Annotated in this window: 25 protein-coding genes; 14 read left to right on the forward strand and 11 right to left on the reverse strand. The window is 63.7% G+C overall.

Annotation, left to right across the window (positions count from 1 at the left end; genetic code table 11):
* Positions 1 to 51 precede the first annotated feature (51 nt).
* From folK to hda, 4 genes are read right to left on the reverse strand one after another with little or no spacing between them, the layout of a single operon-like run.
* Complete coding sequence (gene folK, locus F3J24_RS23740) at positions 52 to 564, reverse strand: 2-amino-4-hydroxy-6-hydroxymethyldihydropteridine diphosphokinase (RefSeq protein WP_167011204.1); 513 nt, start codon at positions 562 to 564, stop codon at positions 52 to 54.
* Positions 557 to 2,122 carry a polynucleotide adenylyltransferase PcnB gene (pcnB, locus tag F3J24_RS23745; protein WP_167011206.1) on the reverse strand — a complete coding sequence of 522 codons (1,566 nt, stop codon included), beginning with the start codon at positions 2,120 to 2,122 and terminating at the stop codon, positions 557 to 559. Before pcnB ends, folK begins: the two co-directional genes overlap by 8 nt.
* Positions 2,119 to 2,820, reverse strand: coding sequence for an HAD family phosphatase (locus tag F3J24_RS23750; RefSeq protein ID WP_167011208.1), 702 nt, complete (start codon positions 2,818 to 2,820; stop codon positions 2,119 to 2,121). Before F3J24_RS23750 ends, pcnB begins: the two co-directional genes overlap by 4 nt.
* A gap of 57 nt (positions 2,821 to 2,877) precedes the next feature.
* Entirely contained in the window at positions 2,878 to 3,576 is a 699-nt protein-coding gene (gene hda, locus F3J24_RS23755) for a DnaA regulatory inactivator Hda (RefSeq protein ID WP_003070849.1), read from the reverse strand.
* Between the two features lie 356 nt (positions 3,577 to 3,932).
* On the opposite strand from hda, the gene purM reads away from it, so the two are divergent.
* Together purM and F3J24_RS23765 are read left to right on the forward strand one after the other, a co-directional pair.
* Entirely contained in the window at positions 3,933 to 4,985 is a 1,053-nt protein-coding gene (purM, locus tag F3J24_RS23760; RefSeq protein WP_167011210.1) for a phosphoribosylformylglycinamidine cyclo-ligase, read from the forward strand.
* A gap of 37 nt (positions 4,986 to 5,022) precedes the next feature.
* A complete protein-coding gene (locus F3J24_RS23765) occupies positions 5,023 to 6,081 on the forward strand; it encodes an AI-2E family transporter (RefSeq protein ID WP_043006899.1) in 1,059 nt (352 codons plus the stop codon).
* Between the two features lie 11 nt (positions 6,082 to 6,092).
* On the opposite strand, the gene F3J24_RS23770 is transcribed toward F3J24_RS23765, so the two are convergent.
* Both F3J24_RS23770 and murJ read right to left on the reverse strand, forming a co-directional pair.
* A complete protein-coding gene (locus F3J24_RS23770; RefSeq protein WP_167011212.1) occupies positions 6,093 to 6,941 on the reverse strand; it encodes a SirB1 family protein in 849 nt (282 codons plus the stop codon).
* A 104-nt stretch (positions 6,942 to 7,045) separates the two neighbouring features.
* The gene (gene murJ, locus F3J24_RS23775; RefSeq protein WP_167011214.1) at positions 7,046 to 8,611 is read right to left on the reverse strand and encodes a murein biosynthesis integral membrane protein MurJ; all 1,566 of its coding nucleotides are present in this window, start codon (positions 8,609 to 8,611) and stop codon (positions 7,046 to 7,048) included.
* A 235-nt stretch (positions 8,612 to 8,846) separates the two neighbouring features.
* Between murJ and rpsT the strand changes: the two genes are divergently transcribed.
* From rpsT to F3J24_RS23790, 3 genes are all read left to right on the forward strand, one after another.
* A complete protein-coding gene (rpsT, locus tag F3J24_RS23780; protein ID WP_003052598.1) occupies positions 8,847 to 9,140 on the forward strand; it encodes a 30S ribosomal protein S20 in 294 nt (97 codons plus the stop codon).
* A gap of 324 nt (positions 9,141 to 9,464) precedes the next feature.
* Entirely contained in the window at positions 9,465 to 11,159 is a 1,695-nt protein-coding gene (gene mqo, locus F3J24_RS23785) for a malate dehydrogenase (quinone) (RefSeq protein ID WP_167011216.1), read from the forward strand.
* Between the two features lie 110 nt (positions 11,160 to 11,269).
* Positions 11,270 to 12,646, forward strand: coding sequence for an MATE family efflux transporter (locus tag F3J24_RS23790; protein ID WP_167011218.1), 1,377 nt, complete (start codon positions 11,270 to 11,272; stop codon positions 12,644 to 12,646).
* An 83-nt stretch (positions 12,647 to 12,729) separates the two neighbouring features.
* Here F3J24_RS23790 and F3J24_RS23795 read toward each other — a convergent pair whose 3' ends face one another.
* Complete coding sequence (locus F3J24_RS23795; protein WP_003052588.1) at positions 12,730 to 13,056, reverse strand: DUF3579 domain-containing protein; 327 nt, start codon at positions 13,054 to 13,056, stop codon at positions 12,730 to 12,732.
* 236 nt (positions 13,057 to 13,292) lie between these two features.
* On the opposite strand from F3J24_RS23795, the gene F3J24_RS23800 reads away from it, so the two are divergent.
* The 4 genes from F3J24_RS23800 to F3J24_RS23815 all read left to right on the forward strand — a co-directional run bounded on the left by F3J24_RS23800 (position 13,293) and on the right by F3J24_RS23815 (position 16,392).
* Positions 13,293 to 14,489 (forward strand): aspartate aminotransferase family protein, encoded by a 1,197-nt coding sequence (locus F3J24_RS23800; RefSeq protein WP_167011220.1) that lies wholly within the window; start codon positions 13,293 to 13,295, stop codon positions 14,487 to 14,489.
* Positions 14,490 to 14,506: 17 nt separating this feature from the next.
* Positions 14,507 to 15,427 (forward strand): ornithine carbamoyltransferase, encoded by a 921-nt coding sequence (argF, locus tag F3J24_RS23805; RefSeq protein ID WP_167011222.1) that lies wholly within the window; start codon positions 14,507 to 14,509, stop codon positions 15,425 to 15,427.
* 214 nt (positions 15,428 to 15,641) lie between these two features.
* Complete coding sequence (locus F3J24_RS23810) at positions 15,642 to 15,905, forward strand: hypothetical protein (protein WP_167011224.1); 264 nt, start codon at positions 15,642 to 15,644, stop codon at positions 15,903 to 15,905.
* Positions 15,906 to 16,026: 121 nt separating this feature from the next.
* Positions 16,027 to 16,392 carry a YkgJ family cysteine cluster protein gene (locus tag F3J24_RS23815; protein ID WP_167011226.1) on the forward strand — a complete coding sequence of 122 codons (366 nt, stop codon included), beginning with the start codon at positions 16,027 to 16,029 and terminating at the stop codon, positions 16,390 to 16,392.
* Positions 16,393 to 16,531: 139 nt separating this feature from the next.
* On the opposite strand, the gene F3J24_RS23820 is transcribed toward F3J24_RS23815, so the two are convergent.
* From F3J24_RS23820 to F3J24_RS23830, 3 genes are read right to left on the reverse strand one after another with little or no spacing between them, the layout of a single operon-like run.
* Positions 16,532 to 16,726: a hypothetical protein gene (locus tag F3J24_RS23820; RefSeq protein ID WP_003078625.1), complete on the reverse strand. Its 195-nt coding sequence runs from the start codon at positions 16,724 to 16,726 to the stop codon at positions 16,532 to 16,534.
* A gap of 13 nt (positions 16,727 to 16,739) precedes the next feature.
* On the reverse strand, positions 16,740 to 18,674 hold the full coding sequence (locus tag F3J24_RS23825) for a ferrous iron transporter B (protein ID WP_167011228.1): 1,935 nt from the start codon (positions 18,672 to 18,674) through the stop codon (positions 16,740 to 16,742).
* A complete protein-coding gene (locus F3J24_RS23830; RefSeq protein WP_167011230.1) occupies positions 18,671 to 19,003 on the reverse strand; it encodes a FeoA family protein in 333 nt (110 codons plus the stop codon). The genes F3J24_RS23825 and F3J24_RS23830 overlap by 4 nt, the downstream gene beginning before the upstream one ends.
* A gap of 258 nt (positions 19,004 to 19,261) precedes the next feature.
* Between F3J24_RS23830 and F3J24_RS23835 the strand changes: the two genes are divergently transcribed.
* Positions 19,262 to 19,582, forward strand: coding sequence for a YkgJ family cysteine cluster protein (locus tag F3J24_RS23835; RefSeq protein ID WP_167011232.1), 321 nt, complete (start codon positions 19,262 to 19,264; stop codon positions 19,580 to 19,582).
* 22 nt (positions 19,583 to 19,604) lie between these two features.
* Here F3J24_RS23835 and F3J24_RS23840 read toward each other — a convergent pair whose 3' ends face one another.
* Positions 19,605 to 20,336 carry a Stp1/IreP family PP2C-type Ser/Thr phosphatase gene (locus F3J24_RS23840; RefSeq protein WP_167011375.1) on the reverse strand — a complete coding sequence of 244 codons (732 nt, stop codon included), beginning with the start codon at positions 20,334 to 20,336 and terminating at the stop codon, positions 19,605 to 19,607.
* Between the two features lie 236 nt (positions 20,337 to 20,572).
* Here F3J24_RS23840 and F3J24_RS23845 point away from each other — a divergent pair, with 236 nt between their 5' ends.
* The 4 genes from F3J24_RS23845 (at position 20,573) to kynB (ending at position 24,290) form a co-directional block, all read left to right on the forward strand.
* Positions 20,573 to 21,199, forward strand: coding sequence for a LysE family translocator (locus F3J24_RS23845; RefSeq protein ID WP_167011234.1), 627 nt, complete (start codon positions 20,573 to 20,575; stop codon positions 21,197 to 21,199).
* A 10-nt stretch (positions 21,200 to 21,209) separates the two neighbouring features.
* Complete coding sequence (locus tag F3J24_RS23850) at positions 21,210 to 22,010, forward strand: AraC family transcriptional regulator (protein ID WP_167011236.1); 801 nt, start codon at positions 21,210 to 21,212, stop codon at positions 22,008 to 22,010.
* A 101-nt stretch (positions 22,011 to 22,111) separates the two neighbouring features.
* A complete protein-coding gene (locus F3J24_RS23855; RefSeq protein WP_167011377.1) occupies positions 22,112 to 23,491 on the forward strand; it encodes an amino acid permease in 1,380 nt (459 codons plus the stop codon).
* A 166-nt stretch (positions 23,492 to 23,657) separates the two neighbouring features.
* Complete coding sequence (kynB, locus tag F3J24_RS23860) at positions 23,658 to 24,290, forward strand: arylformamidase (protein WP_167011238.1); 633 nt, start codon at positions 23,658 to 23,660, stop codon at positions 24,288 to 24,290.
* The last annotated feature ends 7 nt before the right edge of the window (positions 24,291 to 24,297 follow it).

The following is a 24,297-nucleotide window of genomic DNA, read 5'->3' on the forward strand; positions in this document are numbered from 1 at the left end:
TTTCAGCCTCAATCGCTTGCCAGGCAAGCGCAAGAAGCTATCAAATCTGAACTACGCTGACTGCTCTATCCACCAGCCCTGAACCAGGCTGCGTTCTATGCCCTGATCTGCCACGGCCTGCAGTTGTTCCGCGCTCACGCAGCCAGGCGCAATTTCGGCCAGCGGCAGCAGCACAAAGGCGCGCTGCCACATGCGCGGGTGGGGAAGAATCAGCTCGGGAGCCTGCGACTGCCGGTTGCCCCATAGCTCGATATCCAGATCCAGCGTGCGCGGCGCATTGCGGTAGGGCCGCTCGCGTCCGGCCTGCAGCTCGATCGCCTGCAGCGCGTGCAGCAGATCCATCGGCTCCTGTTCGGTGCGCAGCAGCGCCACCGCATTCAGGTAGTCAGGCCCGGAAGAATCAATGGGTTTGCTGCTGTAGAGCGAGGACACGGCCAGCAGCTCGGTCCGGGCCAGCCCGGCCATCGCCGCCACGGCCCAGGACAGGGTCTGGCGCGCATCGCCCAGGTTGGCCCCGAGACCGACGGCAACCGTGTCTGCCGCCAACGCCGCCGGTTTACTCATCACCACCGGCTGCAGGAGCAGCACCGGCGGATGGTTTGCGGCGACGGCGGCGACGCTTTTTGGGAGCTGCTGCATCACCTTCCCCGGCGACCTGATCCAGCGGACTGTCCTGGTCGCCTTCGGCTTTTTTCTTCGCCACGCGATGCACCTTGGGAGTCGTTTGCTGCTGGGCACGCTGGCGGGCGCGCTGCTCGTCGCGGGCCTGGGCAATCAGGTCATCGCGCTGGGCATCGTCGGCCTGCTGGAATTCCTGCCACCAGCTGGCCAGGCTTTCCTCGACCTCGCCAATATCGGCACGCAGGCGCATGAAGTCAAAACCGGCCCGAAAGCGCGGCTGCGCCACCATGGAGTGCGGAGTGGCTCCGGTGCGCTTGTCAAAGCGTGGCTGCATGACCCAGATCTCGCGCATATCGGCGGCCAGCTTGCCCCGGCCCGAGACATCGCCGATACGCTGATCAAACACCTCGTCGATCGACTCCTGCAGTGCAGGGAAAGGGTGATAGCTCTTGGCCAGACGCTTTTCCCAGCCCTGCTTGACGTCCTGCCACAGCACGCAGGCCAGCAAGAAGCTGGGCGCAACCGGCTTGCCTTCGGCCACGCGGCGGTCGGTATCCATCAGTGCGGCCTGCACGAAGGGATGGTCGGCGCGCTCCATGACAACGTCCAGCAGTGGATAGATGCCGCGCGACAGGCCCAATTCCTTGAGCTGTGCCACCGAAGCCAGCGCGTGACCGGTCTGCAGCAGCTTGAGCATTTCGTCGAACAATCGGCTTTGCGGCACTTCCTGCAGCAGCGGCTCGCACTCGACCAGAGGCTTGGCGGTCTTGGCTTCGAGCTTGAAGCCCTTGCTGCTGAGCTTGGCGGCAAAGCGCACGGCACGAATGATGCGCACCGGGTCTTCGCGGTAGCGCGTGGCCGGATCGCCGATCATGCGCAGCACCTTCTTCTTGGCGTCCGCAATGCCGCCGTGATAGTCAACCACGATCTGTGTCTCGGGGTCGTAGTACATGGCGTTGATGGTGAAGTCGCGGCGCGTGGCGTCCTGGTCCTGCGGGCCCCAGACGTTGTCGCGCAGAACGCGGCCGCTGGCATCCACGGCATGTTTCAGCCCTGCGAGCTGATTCTTGCTGGTACGTTCATTGCCGCTGACCTGCTCGGCCGCACTGTTGTCCAGGAAGGCCCGGAAGGTGGAGACCTCGATGACTTCGTTTTCCCGGCCACGGCCATAGACCACGTGCACGATCCGAAAACGCTTGCCGATGATGAAGGCGCGGCGAAACAGGTTCTTGACCTGTTCGGGCGTGGCATCGGTGGCCACGTCGAAGTCCTTGGGGCGCAGGCCAAGCAGCAGGTCGCGCACGGCGCCGCCGACGATATAGGCCTCGTGGCCCGAGCGCTTGAGCGTCTGCACCACGTCGATGGCGCGACGGTCCACCAGATTCGGGTCTATGCCATGCACCTGAACCGGCACTTCCTCACGCTTGCCGAACTTGGGCTTGCGCGAGCGGGGGGCTGCGGGCGCCTTGCCCAGCAGCTTGTCAATAATGGTCTTGATCATGGTGCTTCGCTAAATAGGTCCACGATGCGCCAGCCGCGTTCCTCGGCCAGGGCACGCAAGCGCGCATCAGGGTTGGTGGCCACCGGGTGATCCACTTTTTCAAGCAGCGGCACATCGTTCATGGAGTCGCTGTAGAAGGTCGCCTCGACGTCCTCCCAGCGCAGGCCGCGCTGGGTCAGCCATTCGGTCATGCGCACGACCTTGCCCTCGCGCATATTGGGAGTGCCGGCGATCTCGCCGGTGAACCAGCCGCTGCCATCACGCACCAGCTCGGTCGCCAGCAGATGCTGCACGCCGAAGGCCTGGGCGATGGGGCGCGTCACAAACTCGTTGGTGGCCGAGGTGATGACCACGGTATCGCCCGCATCCAGGTGCTGCTGCACCAATGCCAGGGCGGCGGGCTTCATGGCGGGACGAATCACTTCGTCCATGAAACGCTGGTGCGCAGCCGTGGCCGCAGCCTCACCGCGCTGAACCACGGCAGCCGTGGCAAAGCGCACATAGTCGGGGATGTTGAGACGGCCGGCCAGATAGTCGTCGAAAAAGGCATCGTTCTGGCGCCCGAACTCCTCGCGGTTACACCAGCCGATGGCGATGGAGAACTCGCCCCAGCCATGGTCGGAGTCCAGCGGCAGCAGCGTATGGTCCAGGTCAAACAGGGCCAGCCTGGGCTTGATAGCCAATTCAGAAGTCGACATTCAAATCCAACAAAAAGTGCTGTGGCATGGCCAAAGCGGGGAGCGTGGCTGGAGGCCTCACTCGGTTTCCAGCATGGTCTTGAGCAGCGGGATGGTGATGGCGCGCTTGTTGCGCAAGGCAAAACCGTCCAGCATGTCCAGCAGCTGCATCAGCGAGCCCAGATCGCGAGAAAAGCGTCTGAGCATGTAATCCATCACTTCGTCGCTCAGAAACACGCCACGGGCATCGGCTTCCTGACGCAGCACGGCACGCCGTGCCGATTCGTCGAGCAGATGCAACTGATAGACATGACCCCAGCCAAGACGGGTGCGCAGGTCCTCACGCATCTTGAGATCGGCCACCGGCAACTGGCCCGCAGCCAGCACCCAGCGCGGCAGGCCGGTAGCTGGGCTGGTGGCATTCACAAACCAGTTGAAGGCACGCGCCTGCTGGAACGGTGTGTAGATATCCACATCGTCCATGAGCACGGCGGCCCAGCGCTCGTCGAACTCGGGCGGGAACGGCGTGGATGCATCCATCCAGCCCACCATCGCGCCTTGCTCGCGCAAAGCTTCTCGCACCGCCTTGAGCAAATGACTCTTGCCGGACCCCGCCTCTCCCCAGAGATAGGTGGGCACAGGCGTGCGCGACTGCTGCAGCTGACCATCGCCCACCCAGTGACGCAGATGATCGATCAGCGCAGCATTCGGGCCGACGAAGAAACGCGCAAGCGTCGGGCCGGGCGCCATGCTGATATCCAGAGCCAGCTGCTTCATCTGCGACATACGCGCAGCGCCCCCTTTCTTGGGCATTCAACAGCCCATGCGGCGAAATCTGGCAGGAGATTCATCAGCATCAATGGTGGAAGATACAAAGGCCCGGACGCGCATTTAGATCAGGCCCTGCAATATGCCCTAGCGTGATCACTCGGTAACAAAGACACCAATTTTAGTCTGCACTCGCAGCCCCGAGCGGGTTCGGGCTGATTTTGCCTACTGCCGTTGTTGTAGTCAGACCATGAATGCTCCAGCAAAACCCTTTGACGCATGTCCAGCCGCCCCCGCTGCACGGGCAAGCGCCGTAGAATCCCGGGGTTTCCGCCCAGCAGGGCGCCCCCGCACCGGATCCATCGATGAGCTCTTCCGCACCCTCCTCTACTCCCATTTCCTACAAAGACGCCGGTGTTGACATCGACGCAGGCGACGCCCTGGTCGAACGCATCAAGCCCCTGGCCAAGAAAACCATGCGCGAAGGCGTGATGGCCGGCATCGGCGGCTTCGGCGCCCTGTTCGAGGTGCCCAAGCGCTACAAGGAACCCGTGCTGGTGTCCGGCACCGACGGCGTGGGCACCAAGCTCAAGCTGGCATTCGAGTGGAATATGCACGACACCGTGGGCATCGACCTGGTGGCCATGAGCGTGAACGATGTGCTGGTGCAAGGTGCCGAGCCTCTGTTCTTCCTCGACTACTTCGCCTGCGGCAAGCTGCATGTGGACACGGCCGCTGCCGTGGTGGGCGGCATTGCCAAGGGCTGCGAGCTGTCCGGCTGCGCGCTGATCGGTGGTGAAACCGCCGAGATGCCCGGCATGTACCCCGATGGCGAATACGATCTGGCCGGCTTTGCCGTCGGCGCGGTCGAGAAGTCCAAGATCCTCAGCGGTCAGAACGTCAAGCCCGGCGACGTGGTGCTGGGCCTGGCCTCCCACGGCGTGCACTCCAACGGCTTCTCTCTGGTGCGCAAGTGCATCGAGCGCGCCGAAGCCCAGGGCAGCCTGCCCGATACCCTGGACGGCAAGCCCTTCAAGGCCGCCATCATGGAGCCCACGCGCCTTTACGTGAAGAACGTGCTGGCCGCACTGGACAAGCACCCCATCAAGGCCCTGGCCCACATCACCGGTGGCGGCCTGCTGGAAAACATCCCCCGCGTGCTGCCCGAAGGCACGGCGGCCCATCTGAAGGCCGGCAGCTGGCCCCAGACCGAGCTGTTCGCCTGGCTGCAAAAGACTGCCGGCATTGACGATATCGAAATGAACCGTACGTTCAACAACGGTATCGGCATGGTGGTGGTGGTGGCGGCCGAAGACGCCGAAGCCACGGCAGCCACACTGGCCGAGCTGGGCGAGAAGGTCTACAACATCGGCGCCATCACGGACATCGGCTCCGGCAAGCCCGTTGAAGTGCGCTAAGCAGGTCTTCATCACAGCCCCTCTACCCCGAGCCTGAATGACGCAGCATTTGCCCGCCCCCATCACTACGCAACCGGGTGCCTCACCCAAGGTCATATTGGCCAGTTACATATTGATGGGAGCAGCGCTGCTGCTCGTCATGCATCAGGGCATTCTTCCCGGACTGCTGTGTGTGTGCGTGGGTTTCATGCTGACCCGCGCCCTGTCTCGCCTGCTGTCCCGGCTCAACCCTCGCGCCTTTGCCCGCAATCAGCTTCCGCACTGGGCCCAGGTGGTGGCGACCACCGTCGTGATTCTGGCGCCCCTGGCCCTGCTCAGCGGTGCCCTCTCCCAGACCCGCACCTATATCACCGAAGCACCCGCCCAGTACAAGGAACTGCTGGACTACCTGGCGGCCACGGTGCTGGAGTTGCGAGAGAAACTGCCCTCGGACATTGCCGATCAGCTGCCTGACGGCGCCCAGGAAATTCAAAGCAAGCTGGCCGGCTATCTGGCCGCCAAGGCCGGCGTGCTGGCCACTGCAGGCCGCGCCTGGCTTACCGGCCTGCTCTATGCCTATGTGGGCCTGATCATCGGCGCTCTGGCCGCCGTACGCCCCATCGCCACGCGCCACCCGCCGCTGGTGCAGGCCCTGCAGCAGCGCATCGGACACTTTGCCCTGGCCTTCAAGCAGATCGTGGCCGCCCAGTTCTGGATTGCTGCCTTCAACACCTTGCTGACTTCCATCTTCCTGCTGGCAATACTGCCGATCTGGAAGCTGCAGCTGCCCTACACCCCCGCGCTGATCACGCTGACATTCATCGCCGGACTGATCCCCATTGTTGGCAACCTGCTGTGCAATGCCGTGCTGACACTGGTCGGCCTGTCGGTCTCGCCCGTGGCCGCCGCGGCCTGCCTGGGCTTCCTGATCCTGATCCACAAGGCCGAATACGTGATCAACGCCAAGGTCGTGGGTACACGCACGCACATGGGCGTATGGGAGCTGCTGGCCGTGATGTTCGTGGCCGAGTCCGTCTTCGGCCCCGCCGGTCTGGTGGCTGCGCCGCTGTTCTATGCCTATCTCAAGAAAGAGCTGGAAGCCGCACAGCTGGTGTAGGCCAGCAGCTTTCAGCCCGTGCGGCGCAGCCGGGCGATGGTCTTGACGATGTAATCGACCTCCTGCCCTTGCGCAGCGGGCGCATAGCGCTCCAGATCCGATAGCGCTCTTTCAACCACCCCCCATTGGGCATAGGCCATGCCTCGGTCCCGGTACAGCTCTTCGCGACCGGGCTGCAGCAAAATCAGGCGATTGAGCACGGCCACCAGCATGGGCCAGTCCTTCTGGACCTGATGAATCTCCTGCAGATTGCGCAGCATGCGCGCCACGACATCACGCGGATGGGCTGCCTGCAGATACAGCCCCAGCGGCGGCGCATCGTCAGGCGTTATGCCTGCCTGATCGAGAAACGGCTGCAGGCGCTCCGCCAACGCGCTTGCAGAATAGGAATCGCCCGTCAGCGGGTCCTGCACCACCTGGCCCTGCGGCAGCATGGCCTTGACCAGGAAATGCCCCGGAAAGCCTATGCCCTCCACCGTCAGACCGATGCTGGCCGCCAGTTCCAGCCAGATCAGCGCCACGCTGATGGGAATGCCGCGCCGCGTCTGCAGCACATGGTGGATATAACTGTTGGCGGGGTCGTAGTAGTTGTTGAGATTGCCAGCAAAGCCCAGCTCGCCATAGAAGAACTTGTTGAGCGCACTGAGCTTGTGCAGGCCGTCTTCCTCACCAGCCAGACGCTGCACCAGACGCACCTGCAGCCTGTCCAGGTCGGCCTGCACGGCCTGCAGGTCAAGATCAGGCTCGGCATCTTGGGCAATGCTGATGGCCGCTTCCATCAGGGCAAAGTTATCATCGCTCTGCACCAGGGACGCAAAATACTGCAGGGCCGTGGGGTACTCGTCAATCGTCCAGCTCATAAACCGGTTTGTAAGCCGCCTTGGCAGGCCACGCAAGCGGAATGCCCTTGATACGCCTGTAAAAACTGCACTGGCCGCTCACTTTTCCAATAGCAGCGCGAGCTCTAGCGGCGCAGCAACTGACGCAGATTCAGGCCTGACAACCTCAGCGCGCCGAAGTAGAGCACGGCGGCGCCGGCCATCATGGCGGCCAGCAGCGCTGCACGCAGCAGGCCATTGCTGCGCAGGCCCACCCAGTCGAAGTGTTGACTGCCCCAGAGCAGCAGCACCGCCAGCAAGGCACTGGCAGCGATCACCTGCAGGATGAACTTCAGCCAGCCCGGCCCGGGCTTGTAGGTGCCGCGACACAGCAGGCCGATGAGCAACCAGGTTGCATTGACCAGCGCAGCCAGGCCGATGGACAGGGCCAGTCCCGTGTGCTTGAGCCAGGGCACCAGCACCAGATTGAGCAACTGCGTGATGACCAGCACCACGATCGCGATCTTCACGGGTGTGCGGATATCCTGGCTGGCGTAATAGCCGGGCGCCAGCACCTTGATGGCCACCAGGCCAAGCAGGCCGGCGCCGTAGCCCATCAGCGCCAGGGCGATCTGTCCCACATCGCTGTCGTGCAAAGCACCACGATGGAACAGCGTGGCCACCAGCGGCGTGGCGAAGGTCAGCAGGCCCACGGCGCAGGGCACGGCCAGCAACACCACTAGGCGCAGCCCCCAGTCCAGCATATTGGAATAGCGCTCGCCGTCACCGGCCGCCCTGGCGGACGCCAGCTGCGGCGTCAGCACCACGCCCAGGGCCACGCCCAGCAGGGACGTGGGAAACTCCATCAGACGGTCGGCATAGAACAGCCAGGTCACGCTGCCGGGCGCCATATAGGAAGCGATCTGGGTGTTGATCATCAATGAAACCTGGGCCACGCCAACCCCCAGCAGCGCCGGCCCCATCAGCGCCAGGATACGGCGCACGCCTGCCTCGTCCCAGGCTGCGCGAATGGCCGCAGACGAAAAGCCGATCCGGGGCATCAGCCCCATGGAGCGCAGCGCAGGAATCTGCACCGCCAGCTGCAGCACGCCGCCCAGCATCACGCCGCCGGCCATGGCGTAGATGGGCTCTATGCCCTGCTTCTCGAACCAGGGGGCACCCAGCAGAGCCGCCACGATCATGCTGAGATTGAGCAGAACGGGCGTGGCGGCCGATACCGCGAACTTCTTCCAGGTATTGAGAATGCCTGCCGACAACGCCACCAGCGACATGAAGCCGATATAGGGGAACATCCAGCGCGTCATCACCACGGCGGCGTGATAGCCGTCGGGCGACTGGCGCATGCCGCTGGCCAGCAACCAGACCAGCAGCGGAGCGCCGATCACGCCCAGCACGCAGACCACCAGCAGCGCCCAGAACAGCAGGGTTGCAACATGACTGATCAAGTGGCGTGTGGCCTCCTCGCCATCCCGGGTCTTGCTCGCTGCCAGCACCGGCACAAAGGCCTGACTGAAAGCGCCCTCGGCGAACAGACGGCGAAAGAGGTTGGGAATTCTGAAGGCGACGTTGAAGGCATCGGTCAGCGCATTGGCGCCGAACATGGAGGCCATGAGCAGATCGCGTACCAGCCCCGAAATACGGGAGGCCAGCGTCAGAAGAGATACGGTGGAGGCGGCTTTGAACAGTGACACGCAGCGAAGTGTATGCGTTCATGCCAAGCGCTGCAGACTGATTTGCGGCGCTTTTCACTCTGTAGCAATCCAGCGATCTCAAACCAGACACGGCCCAACACAGAGACATCGAGCAAGGGCCGCCCCGCCGCGAGGATGTCGTCCCCCTTAAAGGGGGAAGCGGCAAAGCCGCACAGGGGGTGATACAATCCACGGTTTTGCTGACATCATCCTCAGACACACAAGGAAATAAATCATGGCAACTAAAGCCAAAAAGAACCCCCGCCTGGCTTCTGGCCGCAAGCGCGCCCGCCAGAACGTCAAGCTGAACGCTGCGAACACTTCGCTGCGTTCCAAGTACCGTACTGCTGTCAAGAATGTCGAGAAGGCTGTTGTGGCCGGCGACAAGACCAAGGCAGCTGAACTGTTTGCCAAGGCTCAGTCCGTGATCGACGCGATCGCTGACAAGGGCATCTTCCACAAGAACAAGGCAGCTCGCGATAAGAGCCGCCTGTCCGCCAAGGTCAAGACCCTGGCTCTGGCTGCTTAATACCAGCCTCCCTCAAGCACGGATGACTTCGGTCATCTGCCGTTTGTAACGGGTGCGCTGTCAGCAAAAACATCAAAACCGCCTTAGGGCGGTTTTTTTGTTGTCCGCGCTCGACAGGTGACTGATTGATCAGCGCATGCGCACACAGTCTCTCCTTTAGCACAAAGCGCCCTAATACGAATTGATTAGCGTCAGATTTTGACTTCCCTAGGACAATCCCCAGGTCGGGGAGTCTCATGTCTTTTATAGGACTTGCCCCGTATCTTCGCAAAAAGCCTGCTGCCTGCCCGCAGGCTTTTTTGATACTCAAGTCTAGAAAAAGTCATGAAAAAGTCGATCAAAGCAGGACTGGGAGCCGTCGCGGCCCTGGTCCTGGCCGCGCTATTGTTTTTATTTTGGCCAATATTTCCTCGCTCCGTCCCCAAGGCCGAGAACGAGCAGCCCGTTGATGTGGTGATGGTGGGTGCCGGCGTGATGAGCACGACGCTGGCCACCTACCTGCAGGAGCTGCAGCCCGACTGGAAGATCGAGGTCTTCGAGCGCCTGGACGGCGTAGCTCTGGAAAGCTCCAACGGCTGGAACAACGCCGGCACGGGCCACTCGGGCTTTGCCGAACTCAACTACACACCCCAGCTGCCCGATGGCAGCGTGGAAACCAAGCGTGCCGTGGGTATTGCCGAGCAGTTCGAGGTCACGCGCCAGTTCTGGGCTCACCAGGTCGGCCGCGGCCACCTGCAGTCGCCCGAGACTTTCGTGAACGCCACGCCTCATATGAGCTTCGTCTGGGGTGATGACAACATCGCCTTCCTCAAGAAGCGCCAGCAGGCCCTGGTCCAGAACCCCCTGTTCTACGGCATGGAGTACTCCGAAGACCAGGCACAGATCAAGAAGTGGGCCCCGCTGATGATCGAAGGCCGTGACCCGGCCCAGAAGATCGCCGCCACCTACATGCCCCTGGGCACCGACGTGAACCATGGCGTCTGGACCGAGCAGCTGATGGCTTCGCTCCAGAAGGGCCCCAACTTCCAGCTGCATCTGCAAAGCGAAGTCACGGCCCTGCGCCAGAACGCAGACAAGACCTGGAATGTGACCGTGGCCGATCTGGCCAAGGGCGGCCAGGAAAAGACCGTCAAGGCCAAGTTCGTCTTCGTCGGTGCCGGCGGTGCCGCACTCAAGCTGCTGCAGGCCTCGGGCATCCCCGAATCCAAGAACTACGCCGGCTTCCCCGTGGGCGGTCAGTTCCTGGCCATTGAGAACCCCGAACTGGCCAAGCGCCACGACGTCAAGGCCTACGGCATTGCCTCCACCGGCTCGCCTCCCATGTCCGTGCCCCACCTGGACGCCCGCCAGCTCGACGGCAAGCCCGTGGTGCTGTTCGGCCCCTTTGCACTGGCCACCACCAAGTTCCTCAAGAACGGCTCCTGGTGGGACCTGTTCTCCTCGGTCACCCATGACAATCTGATGGGCATGCTGCGCGTGGGCATCCACAACCTGGATCTGGTCCAGTACCTGATGCAGCAGGCCGAGCTGACCGACGCAGACCGTCAGGCCGTACTGGCCCAGTATTTCCCCGAAGCCAAGCGCGAGGACTGGAAGCTGGTCACCGCCGGCCAGCGTGTGCAGATCATCAAGCGCGACCCTGAAAAAGGCGCCGTGCTGCAGTTCGGCACCGAAATCGTGGGCTCTGAAGACGGCAGCATTGCCGCCCTGCTGGGTGCCTCGCCCGGCGCCTCGACCGCTCCCCACATCATGCTGAACCTGCTCAAGAAGTCCTTCCCCGAGCAGATGGCCAGCGCCGAGTGGAAGGCCCACATCCAGCAGATCGTGCCTTCCTACGGCCGCAAGATCAACGAGGATGCCGCCTATACCAACGAGATCCGACGCATGACCAGCTCGGCCCTGAAGCTGCCCTATGTGGATGTCCCTGCCGATCTGGGCAAGAACGCCGAAGCGGCTCCCGCGCCTGCCGCAGCTCCCCAGAACCCCACACAGCTGAACAAGGAAATGCAGGCGCTCTAAGCCCTGCTCTCCCCGCACCGGCCCGCCGGTGCCCGCCCCGCCGGCCTGTGCCGCGCGGGGTTTTTTCTTGCAGAGCCCGCCGCTTGGTGCTCTGCAGCCTCCTTCACCCCATGCACCAGCCACTGACCCACGCACCGATAGGCCGCGCCCTGCTGCGTTTTTCCCTGCCTTTATGGGGCGGTTATGTGCTGCAGTCGCTCAATACCTCGGTCAATGCCTTCTGGATCGGACGCCATCTGGGCGAAAGCGCACTGTCTGCGGCCGTTCATGCCAACAATCTGCTGTTCGCGCTGATCGCCCTGGTCTTCGGCATCAGCCAGGCCGCCAATCTGCTGGTGGCTCAGGCCGTGGGCGCGGGCCGCTGGGCCCTGGCCCGCCGCATCACGGGCACCAGTGCCAGCCTGTTTCTTGGCATGTCCATGCTGATGGCCGCCCTGGGCTGGCCGCTGGCCGTCCCCATGCTGGGCGCCATGGGTGCCGAGCCTGCCACCGCCGCGCTGGCCGTGGACTATCTGAGAGTGCTCTTTCTCGCGCTGCCGCCCATGCTGCTGCTGATCTTCGTGGCCGCCGTGCTGCGCGGCACGGGCGACAGTCGCACGCCTTTCGTGGCCCTGCTGGGCGTGGCCCTGGGCGATGCCCTGCTCAACCCCTTGTTCATCTTCGGCGCCGGCCCCTTGCCCGGCCTGGGCATGGCCGGCTCGGCACTGGCCACCCTGGTGGCCAACAGCCTGGGCCTTGCGGGCCTGCTGGCCTGGCTGCGCTGGCAGCGCCTGCCGCTCTGGATAGGCTGGAGCCAGCGCCGCCATTGGCAGCCTGTGCCCGAGCTGCTGCGCTGCCTGATCATCAAGGGCCTGCCCATGGGCTTGCAGATGCTGGTGGTCTCGCTCTCCCTGGTGCTGATGCTGGCCCTGATCAACACCCATGGCGCCCAGGTTTCGGCCGCCTACGGCGCGGCCCTGCAGCTATGGGCCTATGTGCAGATGCCGGCCATTGCCGTGGCCTCGGCCTGCACCACCATCGCCGCCCAGAACGTGGGCGCCGGCCACTGGCCGCGTGTGGCGCGCACGGCGCGTGCCGGCGTGGTCTGCCATCTGCTGCTGACCGGCGCCTGCGTGGCCCTGATCCTGGCCTGCGACCGCTTCGTGCTGGCCCTGTTTCTGCCCGAGGGCAGCACGGCCCTGGAGCCCGCGCGCCACCTCAACCGCATCGTGCTGGGCTCGTTCATGCTGCTCGGCGTGAGCAGTGTGCTGGCCGGCGTGGTGCGTTCCACGGGCGCGGTGCTGGCTCCTCTGGTCATACTGGCCCTGGCGCTGTGGGGCCTTCGCCTGCCTCTGGCCTGGGGGTTGCAGCCTCTGTGGGGGCAGGATGCGCTGTGGTGGAGCTTTCCGCTCAGCGCGCTGGCATCCATGCTGCTGTCCATCGCCTACTACCGCTGGGGCCCGTGGCGCCGGTCACGGCTGCTGGACGGCACGACAGCGCAGAACTAGCCCCGCCCGCTGCACACAGATACAAAAAAAGCTTCCCGTGGAAGCCTTTGTCGTTTGCGCGGCGCCTCTGGGCACCTGAAAAATCACTTCTTGCCGGCTGGCAGCTTGTCGGGCAGCAGGCAGGCCTCGGCCACTTGCAGATCGTTGTCCTTGGCGAAATTCAGGCAGAAGTCCCAGGCCATGGGTTCGTAGTCGCGCAGATCCCGGTTGATGACCACGCATTTGGTGCCGTTCATCACCGTGGGCACGCACCAGGGAGAGTAGCTCAGATGGCTTCCGGCGCAGGCACCACCAGGGCGAAACTGACTCATGACACCGGCCAAGCGCTCGGCCCAGTCGCTGGGTCGAAAGGTTTTTCCGGCATGGGTCATACCCATGATGAACAGTTCTTTGCTGGAAGGGGTAACCATCAAATATTCGCCAAAAAGATCCGGCAACCAGGCGGGATCCCCGCCAACATGCCTAAACGAGCATTCTAACTCTTGTATAAGAGCCATGCTGTCAACCCCACAATGGCGTAGGTTGATTGCATAGCAGCGATGCGCAATCCGCAATGTTGGGGTTATCCGGGCACTCTAGAATCAAAGCTCTCATTTTTCAGGTGCCGCTGTGCGCCGTTGACCTTCCTTCTCAGGAGATTCTTGCAATGACCGCTTTCATCGAGGCAGCTTCGCCCCACGTTATGCCCACTTACGGCCGCGTACCCATCGCGCTGGAGCGCGGCCAGGGCTGCCGCGTTTGGGACGTGAACGGCAAGGAATACCTGGACGCGCTGGGTGGCATCGCCGTCAACACCCTGGGTCACAACCACCCCAAGCTGGTGCCCGCGCTGCAGGATCAGCTCGCCAAGCTGATCCACACTTCCAACTACTACCATGTGCCCGGCCAGGAGACTCTGGCCAAGCTGCTGACCGAGCGCTCGGGCATGACCAATGTGTTCTTCTGCAACACCGGCCTGGAAGCCAATGAGGCGGCCATCAAGATCGCCCGCAAGTACGGCGTGGACAAGGGCATTGCCAAACCCGAGATCGTGGTCTACGACCACGCTTTCCATGGCCGCTCCATCGCCACCATGAGCGCCACGGCCAACCCCAAGGTACGTAACGGCTTTGGCGATCTGCTCGCAGGCTTCACGCGCGTGCCCCCCAATGACTACGAAGCCCTGATCGAAGCGACCGAAGGCAATCCCAACATCGTCGCCATCATGATGGAGCCCATCCAGGGCGAAGGTGGTCTGCACCCCATGCGCGCCGACTATCTGAAGAAGGTACGCGAGCTGTGCGATGCCAATGGCTGGCTGCTGATGATGGACGAGGTGCAGGCCGGCATGGGCCGCACCGGCAAGTGGTTTGCCCACCAGTGGGCGGGCATCACCCCCGATGTGATGACCCTGGCCAAGGGCCTGGGCTCTGGCGTGCCCGTGGGTGCCGTCGTGGCGCACAAGGCCGCTGCCGAAGTGCTCAAGGCCGGCAACCATGGCTCCACCTTTGGTGGCAACCCGCTGTCCATGCGTGCCGGCGTGGAAACCATCCGCATCATGGAAGAAGATGACCTGCTGGCTCATACCACTGAAGTGGGCGAATATCTGAAGGCTAAACTGCAGGCTGAACTGGGCAGCCTCGAAGGCTTTGTCGAAGTGCGCGGACAGGGTCTGATGATTGGCGTGGAGCTGACCAAGCCCTGTGGCGAGCTGATTGGCCAGGCCGCAGAAGCCGGCCTGCTGCTGAGCGTGACCGCCGACACGGTGATTCGCCTCGTGCCGCCGCTGATCCTGAGCAAGCCCGAAGCCGATGAAATCGTCGCCAGGCTCAAGCCCCTGGTTCAAGCCATTCTGGCCGCCTGATCCTCAAGGAATACTGCATGAAGCATTACCTGCAATTTAGCGACTTCACCGCCGACGAATACGACTACCTGCTGGAACGCGCAGCCCTGATCAAGAAGAAATTCAAGGGCTACGAAAAGCACCACACGCTGACCGACCGCACCATGGCCATGATCTTCGAGAAGGCCAGCACGCGCACGCGTGTGAGCTTCGAGGCCGGCATGTACCAGCTCGGCGGCTCCGTGGTGCATCTGACCACGGGCGACAGCCAGCTGGGCCGCTCCGAGCCCATCGAGGACAGTGCACGCGTCATCAGCCGCATGACCGATCTGGTCATGATCCGCACCTTCGGTCAGGACAAGATAGCGCGCTTTGCCGAGTACTCGCGCGTGCCCGTCATCAACGGCCTGACCAACGAGTTCCACCCCTGCCAGATCCTGGCCGACATCTTCACCTTCATCGAGCACCGCGGCTCGATCAAGGGCAAGATCGTGGCCTGGGTGGGCGACGGCAACAACATGGCCAACACCTGGCTGCAGGCAGCTGATCTGCTGGGCTTCACGGTCCATGTCAGCACGCCCGGCGGCTACGAGGTGGACGAGCAGCTGGCCTTCAACGGCAAGCCCGTCAATCCCGGCTGCTACAAGGTGTTCAAGGACCCCCTCGAAGCCTGCAAGGGCGCCGATCTGGTCACCACCGACGTGTGGACCAGCATGGGCTACGAGGCCGAGAACGAGGCGCGCAAGAAGGCTTTTGCCGACTGGTGCGTGGATGCCGAGATGATGGCCTCGGCCAAGGCCGATGCCCTGTTCATGCACTGCCTGCCCGCCCACCGTGGCGAGGAAGTGGAGGCCGAAGTCATCGACGGACCGCAATCCGTGGTCTGGGACGAGGCTGAGAATCGCATGCATGTGCAAAAGGCGCTCATGGAGTACCTTTTGCTGGGTCGCGTGGACTGATGGCGCAGACATCGGTCCACGCGGCGGCTCGCCAGAGCCCGCATGCGATTCGGGCGCAGGTTCATACCCGAATCGCGGGTGTGAAGCGGCAGCATGCCGCGTGCCAAAGCCAAAATCGCATGCAGGTGCAAAAGGCACTCATGGAGTACCTGCTGCTGGGCCGCCAGCAAGGCTGATTCGGCACGTCCGGGCTCATCTGCATACCTTCACCTCCATGCACCTGAGCCACATCACATCCCCACACCGCCAGCGGGCCCTGCGCCAGCTGGCGGTGTTTCTGTTTCCGCTGCGCCCCACCCAGGGCGATGCGCGCTACGGCCAGCGCGGCGGCCTGCTGGCGCTGCGCCAGCCCCATATGGCACGCCACACGCGCGTGCCATCCGTTTTCGGACCGCGCAAATCCTTTGCAGCGCGCGTGCGTGCGCTTTATGTACGCATCCACACCTTCTATCTGAAGTTTCTTCAAGGCCATACCTAGTGGCCCGGCACCGGAAGCCGCAGGCAGCCCTGCGCGCCGGCTTCTCCTCCAGACCTCAAACAGCCGTCCTTGCCCGAGGAGGACGGCGTGACCCCGATGCCTGAATCCTTGAAGAAACACGATGTCCGAATCCGTCCACCCCTGCCTGAACTGTGGCGCCTGCTGCCAGAACTACCGCGTGGAGTTTTCCATATACGAGCTGCAGTCCATGGGCGGCACCGTCCCCGACGAGCTGACCCATGAAGTGCCCGGCAAGGGCAACCGTGCGCGCATGAACGGCACGGAACGTCACCCGGTGCGCTGTGTGGCGCTGCGCGAGCTGCCCGAGGTCGGCGCGGGCTGCATAGGTTGCGGCATCTACGAACAGCGCTCGCGCCCCTGCCGCGACTTTCCGTTTGCCTCCTACGGCTGCCACGACACACGTGAGAAGTTCGGCCTGTCGGCACTGAGCGAGGAAGATATCCAGCCCTGGCTGGAAGCTGCCTGAGCTTTCGACAAAGCAACAGGCGCTATCAAATAAAAAGCTGCCTGCGCTTTCCATTCAAGCATTTCAGGTGCAAAAACATCTGAAATTCAGAGATGGCAAGCGCAGGCAGCTATGTTTTTATGTAAGGTCGGTATCGGCCTCAAGCCTTGCGGGTATCCGAGCAACTGTCGCCGCCACAGGCGCTGCAACCGCCGCAGCTACCGCTCTTGGCCGCCGGCGCCAGCGAAGGGTGAACCCGCGTCAGCCTGCGGCGCAGGCCGGCCGGCATGAAACGCCAGGTCAGCGATACGGCGGCCACCAGCACGATGGCGCCCACTATCAGTTCCTGCCACATAGACAATCCTTTCTCAGCCCCAGCCCAGGGCCACGGCGACGCGATAGGTCACGAAGCTGGCCAGATAGGCCAGACCAAACAGATAACCGGCCATCAGCAGCGGATAGCGCCAGCCATTGGTTTCGCGTTTGACAATAGCCAGCGTGGAGATGCACTGGGGTGCAAACACAAACCAGACCAGCAGCGACAGCGCAGTCGCCAGCGACCAGCTGCTGGCGATCAGCGGGCTCAGTTGCTGGGCCATGGCATCATCGCCCACAGCCGACAGCGCATACACCGTGCCGAGCGCACCCACCGCCACCTCGCGCGCGGCCATACCGGGCACCAGCGCAATGGCAATCTGCCAGTTGAAACCGATGGGTGCCAGCACCACTTCCAGCGCACGTCCGATCTGGCCCGCGAAGCTGTAGCGAATCGCACCTTCGGTCACGCCCTCGGGAGCACCGGGGTAGCTGGAGAGGAACCACAGCACGATGCTGACGGTCAGGATGATGCCACCGACTCGGCGCAGGAAGATCATCGCCCGTTCGTACAGGCCCAGTACCAGACTGCGCAGACTGGGGATGCGATAGGAAGGCAGCTCCATCAGCAGCGGCGTGCGGGTCTTGACCTTGGCGGCCAGCTTGCCCACCCAGGCCACGGCCATGGCGCTGGCAATGCCGCCCACATAGAGGGCAAACAGCACCAGGCCCTGCAGATTAAAGAAGCCGGCCACGGTCTGCTCGGGGATGAAGGCACCGATCAGCAGCGTGTAGACGGGCAGGCGTGCCGAGCAGGTCATCAGCGGCGCGATCATGATGGTCAGCAGACGGTCGCGCCAGCTGGAAATCGAACGCGTGGCCATGATGCCGGGCACGGCGCAGGCAAAGCTGGACAGCAGCGGAATGAAGGAGCGTCCGGACAGCCCCACGCTGCCCATGATGCGGTCCAGCAAAAAGGCGGCGCGCGGCAGATAGCCCGAGTCTTCCAGCACCAGGATGAAGAAGAACAGAATCAGGATCTGCGGCAGAAAGACCACCACCGAGCCGGTGCCGGCGATCACGCCGTCGACCAGCAGGCTGCGCAGCACGCCATCGGGCATCACGCCATGCACCCACTGGCCGAAGTCGCTGACCAGGCCTTCGATGCCGTCCATCAGGGGCTGGGCCCAGCTGAACACGGCCTGGAACATCAGGAACAGCGTCACCACCAGCAGCAGCGTGCCCCACAGCGGGTGCAGCACCACGGAGTCAATGCGATCGTCACGCTGCGTGGGAGCGGCGGGCTCCTGCACGGTCAGGCGCATGATCTCGGCCACCTGCTGGTGCAGGGCCAGCAGCTGGGCGCGCGAGTTGCTGCCCGTCACGGGCTTGAACTGGCCTTCGAGCGTCGGGGTCTTGAGCTGCCTGGCCTGATCGCTGTCCAGCCAGGCCAGCAAATCCTTGGCGCCGGACAGATGCACGCCCACGCTCTCCACCACGGGCACGCCCAACAGCTCGCTGAGCTTGGCCTTGTCGATGACCAGGCCCTGGCGACGCGCCATATCGCTCATATTGAGCACCACCACCATGGGCAGGCCCAGGGCGCGTGCTTCCAGCACCAGACGCAGGTTCAGGCGCAGATGGGTGGCATCGGTCACGCAGACCAGCAGCTCGGGCGGCGCTTCGCGCGGATGCTGGCCCTTGACGATGTCGCGCGTGATGCGCTCGTCCTCGCTGTGCGCATCCAGGCTGTAGGTGCCGGGCAGGTCCAGCACGCGCACACGGCGCTTGCCGGGCGTGCTCAGCCAGCCTTCCTTGCGCTCCACGGTCACGCCTGCGTAGTTCGCCACCTTCTGGCGGGCGCCGGTCAGCAGATTGAACAGCGCCGTCTTGCCGCAGTTCGGGTTGCCCAGCAGCGCTGCGCGCAGGGGTGCCTGCTCCGCAGCTTGAGAGCTCATCATGGTGATCTGGGATTCGCGCGCGTTCATGCTGCGGCCTCCAGCTGCACTAGAACCTGGGCCGCCTCGTGGCGGCGCAGGGCAAATGTCGCCTGACCTATGCGCACGGCCAGCGGGTCGGGGCCGGGAAAGCCGGTGGCGACGACGCGCACGGACTCTCCGGGCAGAAAGCCGATTTCCATGAGTCTGAGCAACAGGCTTTCATCCTCGCCTTCGGAGGAAGCCAGATCCACCACCCGGGCTGGCTGATTCACCACCAGCTGATCAAGGCCGATGACGGGCCCGGTTGCGGCGGCCGTGGCTGCAGCGCTGGAAGATGGCACGCCGGATTCAGACGCTTGAACAGGAAAAGCATTCATGGACGAAATAACTGACACCGGCTCAGAGATCGCCGAGGGGGACTGCAAAGAACTCATAGCGCATTATTAATTGATTTTGATTCTCATTTTCCATTTACTGTAGGCGATTGGTGCACAACGGTGGCGAATTGACACCAGCAGCATGGATTATTGGGCGGGTATTGCGCAACGCGGTTGACAAATCGGCAGCCCGGCACAACCCAAGGATTTGCACAGCTGCGAAAATCACCGCCCCACCGGAAAAATTCCGCCTCCCCCATGACTCATCCCTGCCTCAGCTGCGGCGCCTGCTGCGCGTCCTTTCGTGTCGACTTCTCCGTGCATGAGTCCCAGGAGCATGGCGGCAGCGTCCCCGCCGGGCTGGTCGAGGAGGTCACCGACTACACCTGCCGCATGCGCGGCACGGACTGGGCCAGGCCGCGCTGTGCCGCCCTGGTGGGCAAGGTGGGAGAGAAGGCCAGTTGCGGCATCTATGAATGGCGCCCCTCGCCTTGCCGCGAGTTCGCCGCGGGCTCGGATGCCTGCAACCGCGTGCGCCAGCGCCATCAGCTGCCTGTGCTGGAAAGCGGCCTGATCTAGGAGCCCCGGCCAGATTCGGGCATCAGGCGTCCTGCTCGATCAGCACCACGCCGATATTGTCCTTGCCGCCTGCGGCATTGGCCGCCTCAATCAAGGCCTCCTGCAATCGCGCCAGCGGCAGGTTTTCATCGAACAGGGATTCAAGGCTGGCGTCGCTGAGCATATCGGTCAGGCCGTCCGAGCACAGCAAAATGCGATCCCCCTGCTGCAGCAGCCAGTGACTGAGCTCGGGCTCCACCTGGGGCATCACACCGAGCGCTCTGGTCACCAGATGGCCGTAGCGCGAGGTCCTGGCATCTGCCTCGGAGATCAGGCCCGCATCGATATCCTGCTGCACCAAAGAATGATCCCGCGTCAGGCGCTGCAGCCGGCCGGCACGCCAGGCGTAGGCCCTGGAGTCGCCCAGATGGGCGATCAGCACCTCGCTCGCCAGTACCAGGACGGCCACCACCGTGGTGCCCATGCCTCTGCAACCGGGCGTGGACTGCGCGGCCGCATAGATGGCCGTATTGGCCATGTGCAGGGCGTCCGTCAGCTCGCACTGCGCAGCCAGCATGGATTCATCGGCAGCCGGGCCGTGCTGCACGCTGGTCGTGATCAGCTCCACGGCCATCACGCTGGCCACCTCGCCCGCGTTATAGCCGCCCATGCCGTCGGCCAGCACGGCAACCGGCCAGGGCCTGGCCTGCGGCTCCAGCCCCACCGAGTCTTCGTTATTGCTGCGCTGGCGCCCCATATCGGCACGCCCCACCATGCGTACGGCCGGCCAGACTCGGGATGGGCTAGAAGCTGCTGCGGATGACATGAAGATGGAGACGGGGAAGCTGGGGGACGGATTCGCGAAAAGCATTCAAGCGTAACGCAAGTCCCCTTCCTGTGTCGGTCGAAAAGAGCCGTTTTGCACTTGTTAACCAAGCCAAGGCGCAATTTTGTTCAATACCCAGGTGGGCCCATGGCTCAGACTGGCGGCCTCTTGTTTCGGGTTTGCCCATGCTTTCTTCTGTTCTGGCCATGGCCGGATTTGCACTGGCCGGCGCCATCACACCAGGCCCGGTGAACGTGCTGGCCCTGCGCCATGGCAACGGCCGCGCTGTGGCCGCCTTCTGCTACGTGCTTGGCGCCAGCGTCAGCTATGCCGTCATTGTCTGGCTGATGGGCCAGAGCGGGCAGTGGCTGCTCAAGCAGCCAGAGCTGCTGCGCTGGGCGCCGCGCGTCTGTGCGGCCTATCTGCTGTGGCTGGCCTGGCAACTGGCCAAGGCCCCCGAGGTCCATGGGCAAGCGGCCAGGGCGAGCGCCCCCGCATCGCTGCCGATCGGCCCAGGCGGTGCATTTGTGCAGGGCATTGCGATTCAAAGCCTCAACCCCAAGGCCTGGCTGGTGGCGCTTTCGGGCATCGGCATGTTTGTGGCTCCGCTGGCTGCCCAGCAGGTCTCGATGCCAACCGCCTTGCTGCTGTTTTGCGCCGTCTCCTTGCTGGCCTGCCTGCTCGGCGTCGGCTGCTGGGCCGCTCTGGGCCATGCACTGACCCGGTGGCTGAATACGCCACTGCGCTGCCAGCGGCTGAACCAGGGCCTGGCCATGGTGCTGGTGGCAAGCGTGGTCAGCATGCTGGCATGATGAGGCCGTCATGCCAGCCCCCAGCCACCATTTCCACCGCCACCCGGCCCTGCCCTGGGCCGAGCTGCGCATCAGCCGCCAGTCCTGCTACAGCTACCGGCTGCATGCGCATGCCCAGTACTCCATCGGCATCGTGGATGAGGGCGAGACCCTGTTTCTGCACGACGATGGCCCCGAAACATTGAGCGCGGGCAGCGTGGTGCTGATCGAGCCCGGCCACTGGCATGCCTGCAACCCCGAGACATTGCAGCCATGGTCCTACCGCATGCTGTTCCTGCAGGCCGACTGGGTTCATGAGCGGCTCGGCGTCGGCGCCCTGCGCTTTGCCCGGCGCGCCCTGAACGAGCCGGACATCTCGCGCTGCGCCGACAGTCTCTGCCAGCCGCTTGCCAGCAGCGCCACGGACTCGGACCTGCAGCAGCACGCGCAATCGCTGGCGGATTTTCTGCGGCAGCTGGGCCGCGCCGCCGACTCCGCTGCCCCAGAGCCCCAGCCCGCCGATGCCGTGCTACCCGCGCTGCAGCACATGCACCGCAGCCCCGAAGACGAAACCAGCGTCCAGGCCCTGGCCCTGCGCTGCGGCATGAGCCCCAGCCGTTTCATCCGCCGCTTCAGGGCCGTCACCGGCGTCACGCCCGGGGCCTACCGCCTCAACCTGCGGCTCAATGGCGTGCGCCACCTGCTGGCACAGGGCGAGCCCCTGGCCTCGGTCGCGCAACAGATGGGCTTTGCCGACCAGGCCCATATGCAGCGCGCCTTCAAGGCCCATCATGCGCTGACGCCCGGCAACTACGCAGGAATGCCGCGCTGAGACGGCTGGGCCTGCGTCAAGGACATTCGCCGTCATGCCGCCGCAGCCGGTCATTCGCGGGATACTTGCCGCTTCGACTTTTTCGCATGCGCAAGTCAGCAATGGCCAACTTTGACAGTATTCAGCAACGCGAGACAGGCTTGCAGCAGCACCTGAACTCCGCCCAGATGACCATGATCGCCATCGGTGGCGCCATCGGTACCGGCCTCTTCATGGGCAGCGCCTTTGCCATCGGCTTTGCCGGCCCCAGCGTGCTCATCAGCTACGCCATAGGCGCCTTCATCGGCCTGCTGCTCATGGGATGCCTGGCCGAGATGACTGTGGCCCACCCCACCTCGGGCTCCTTCGGCGCCTACGCCGAGCACTACATCAGTCCGCTGGCCGGCTTTGTGGTGCGCTATGCCTACTGGGGAGCCGTGGTGCTGGCCGTGGGCATGGAGGTCACGGCCGTGGGCAAGTACATGGCCTACTGGTTCCCCACGGTGGACCCATGGATCTGGGTGGCGCTGTTCTCGGTTCTGCTGGCCGCCGTCAATGCCACCAGCGTCAAGGCCTTCGGTCAGGTCGAATACTGGTTCTCCATGGTCAAGGTAATTGCCATCGTGGCCTTCATCCTGATCGGCGCCTATGTGGTCTTCGGCACCCGGCCCGAGGGCGTGGGTTTCGACAACTACTTTATCGACGGCGGCTTCTTCCCCAACGGCTGGTGGGGTACCTGGGTGGGCGTGATCGTGGCCATCTTCAGCTATCTGAGCCTGGAGTCCATTGCCATTGCTGCCGGCGAGGCCCAGAACCCCAGGCAGGCCGTGACCCGCGCCTTCCGCACCACGGTGCTGCGCCTGGTGCTGTTCTATCTGCTGTCGCTGGCACTGATGCTGGCCATCGTGCCCTGGAGCCATGCGGGCACGGACAAGAGTCCGTTCGTCAAGGTGATGGAGATTTTGCAGATCCCGGGCGCGGCTGCGGCCCTCAACTTCGTGGTGCTGCTGGCCTCGCTGTCGGCCATGAACAGCCAGCTCTACGTCACCTCGCGCATGATGTTCAGCCTCTCGCGCGGCGGCTATGCCCCCAAGGGTCTGAGCAAACTCAGCAAAAGCGGCGTGCCGCTGGGCGCGATTGCCGTCTCCTGCCTGGGCATGGCCGTGGCCATGGTGCTCAACGTGCTCAAGCCCGAGCAGTCGCTGGAGTTGATGATGTCGATCGCCATGTTCGGCGCCATGTTTGCCTGGTTCATGGTGTTCGTGACCCATTTGTTCTTCCGCCCGCGCTGGCAGCGCGAGCACCCGGGCCAGAAGCTGGAGTTCCGCATGTGGGGCTTTCCCGTGCTGACGCTGGTCGGGGCGCTGCTGATGGCGGGCGTGATCGTCACCACGCTGTTTACCAAGGAATTCCACACCACCGTGCTGGTGGGCGTGCCGTTTCTGATCGTGCTGGTGCTGGTCTATGCTCTTTGGTATAGAAAGAAGAAGGTCACCCCCTGAGCGGCTTTGCCTAGGCGGCCCCGCCGCTTCCTCCTCTCTCTGCGCGCTGAGCGCTACGGGAGGGGGACGACACCATCGCTGCGGGGCGGCCCTTGCTCGGTGTCTTTGACATAGGCTGCGCTACTTGTCGCGCTCTCGCTGAAATACACATATTGCTAGTTGCACCATGACACGACAGATCTGGGATATTTCTCCTGCCATCCATCCTGCCGCACCGGTGTTTCCGGGCGACACGCCCTATAGCCAGGAATGGGTGGCCAGCATTGGCCCGGGCTGCCCGGTCAATGTCAGTGCCATTCATCTCTCACCCCATGTGGGCGCGCATGCCGATGCGCCGCTGCACTACGACCCGCAGGGTACGGCCATTGGCGTTGTCGATCTGGATGCCTTTCTCGGCCCCTGCCGAGTGATCCACGCTATGGGCTGCGGGCCGCTGATCGAATGGCTTCACATAGCGCACGCCATCGATGCCGGCCTGCCCAGTCGCGTGCTGGTGCGCACCTACGAGAAAGCGCCCACTGGCTGGGACGCCGAGTTGGCCGCCTATGCCCCCGAGACCGTGCAAAAGCTGGCCGATCTGGGCGTCAAGCTGATCGGCATAGACACTGCCAGCATCGACCCCGCCAGCAGCAAGAGCCTGGACAGCCATATGGTGATCCGCCAGCGCGGCCTGCGCGTGCTGGAGAACCTGGTGCTCGACGAGGTAAGCGAAGGCGACTATGAGCTGATCGCTCTGCCGCTCAAGCTCACCGAAGCCGATGCCTCACCGGTGCGTGCCGTGTTGCGCAGCCTGCTCTGAAGCGCTG

The organism is Comamonas sp. Tr-654, assembly GCF_011752915.1.
Taxonomy (GTDB): Bacteria; Pseudomonadota; Gammaproteobacteria; order Burkholderiales; family Burkholderiaceae_C; genus Comamonas.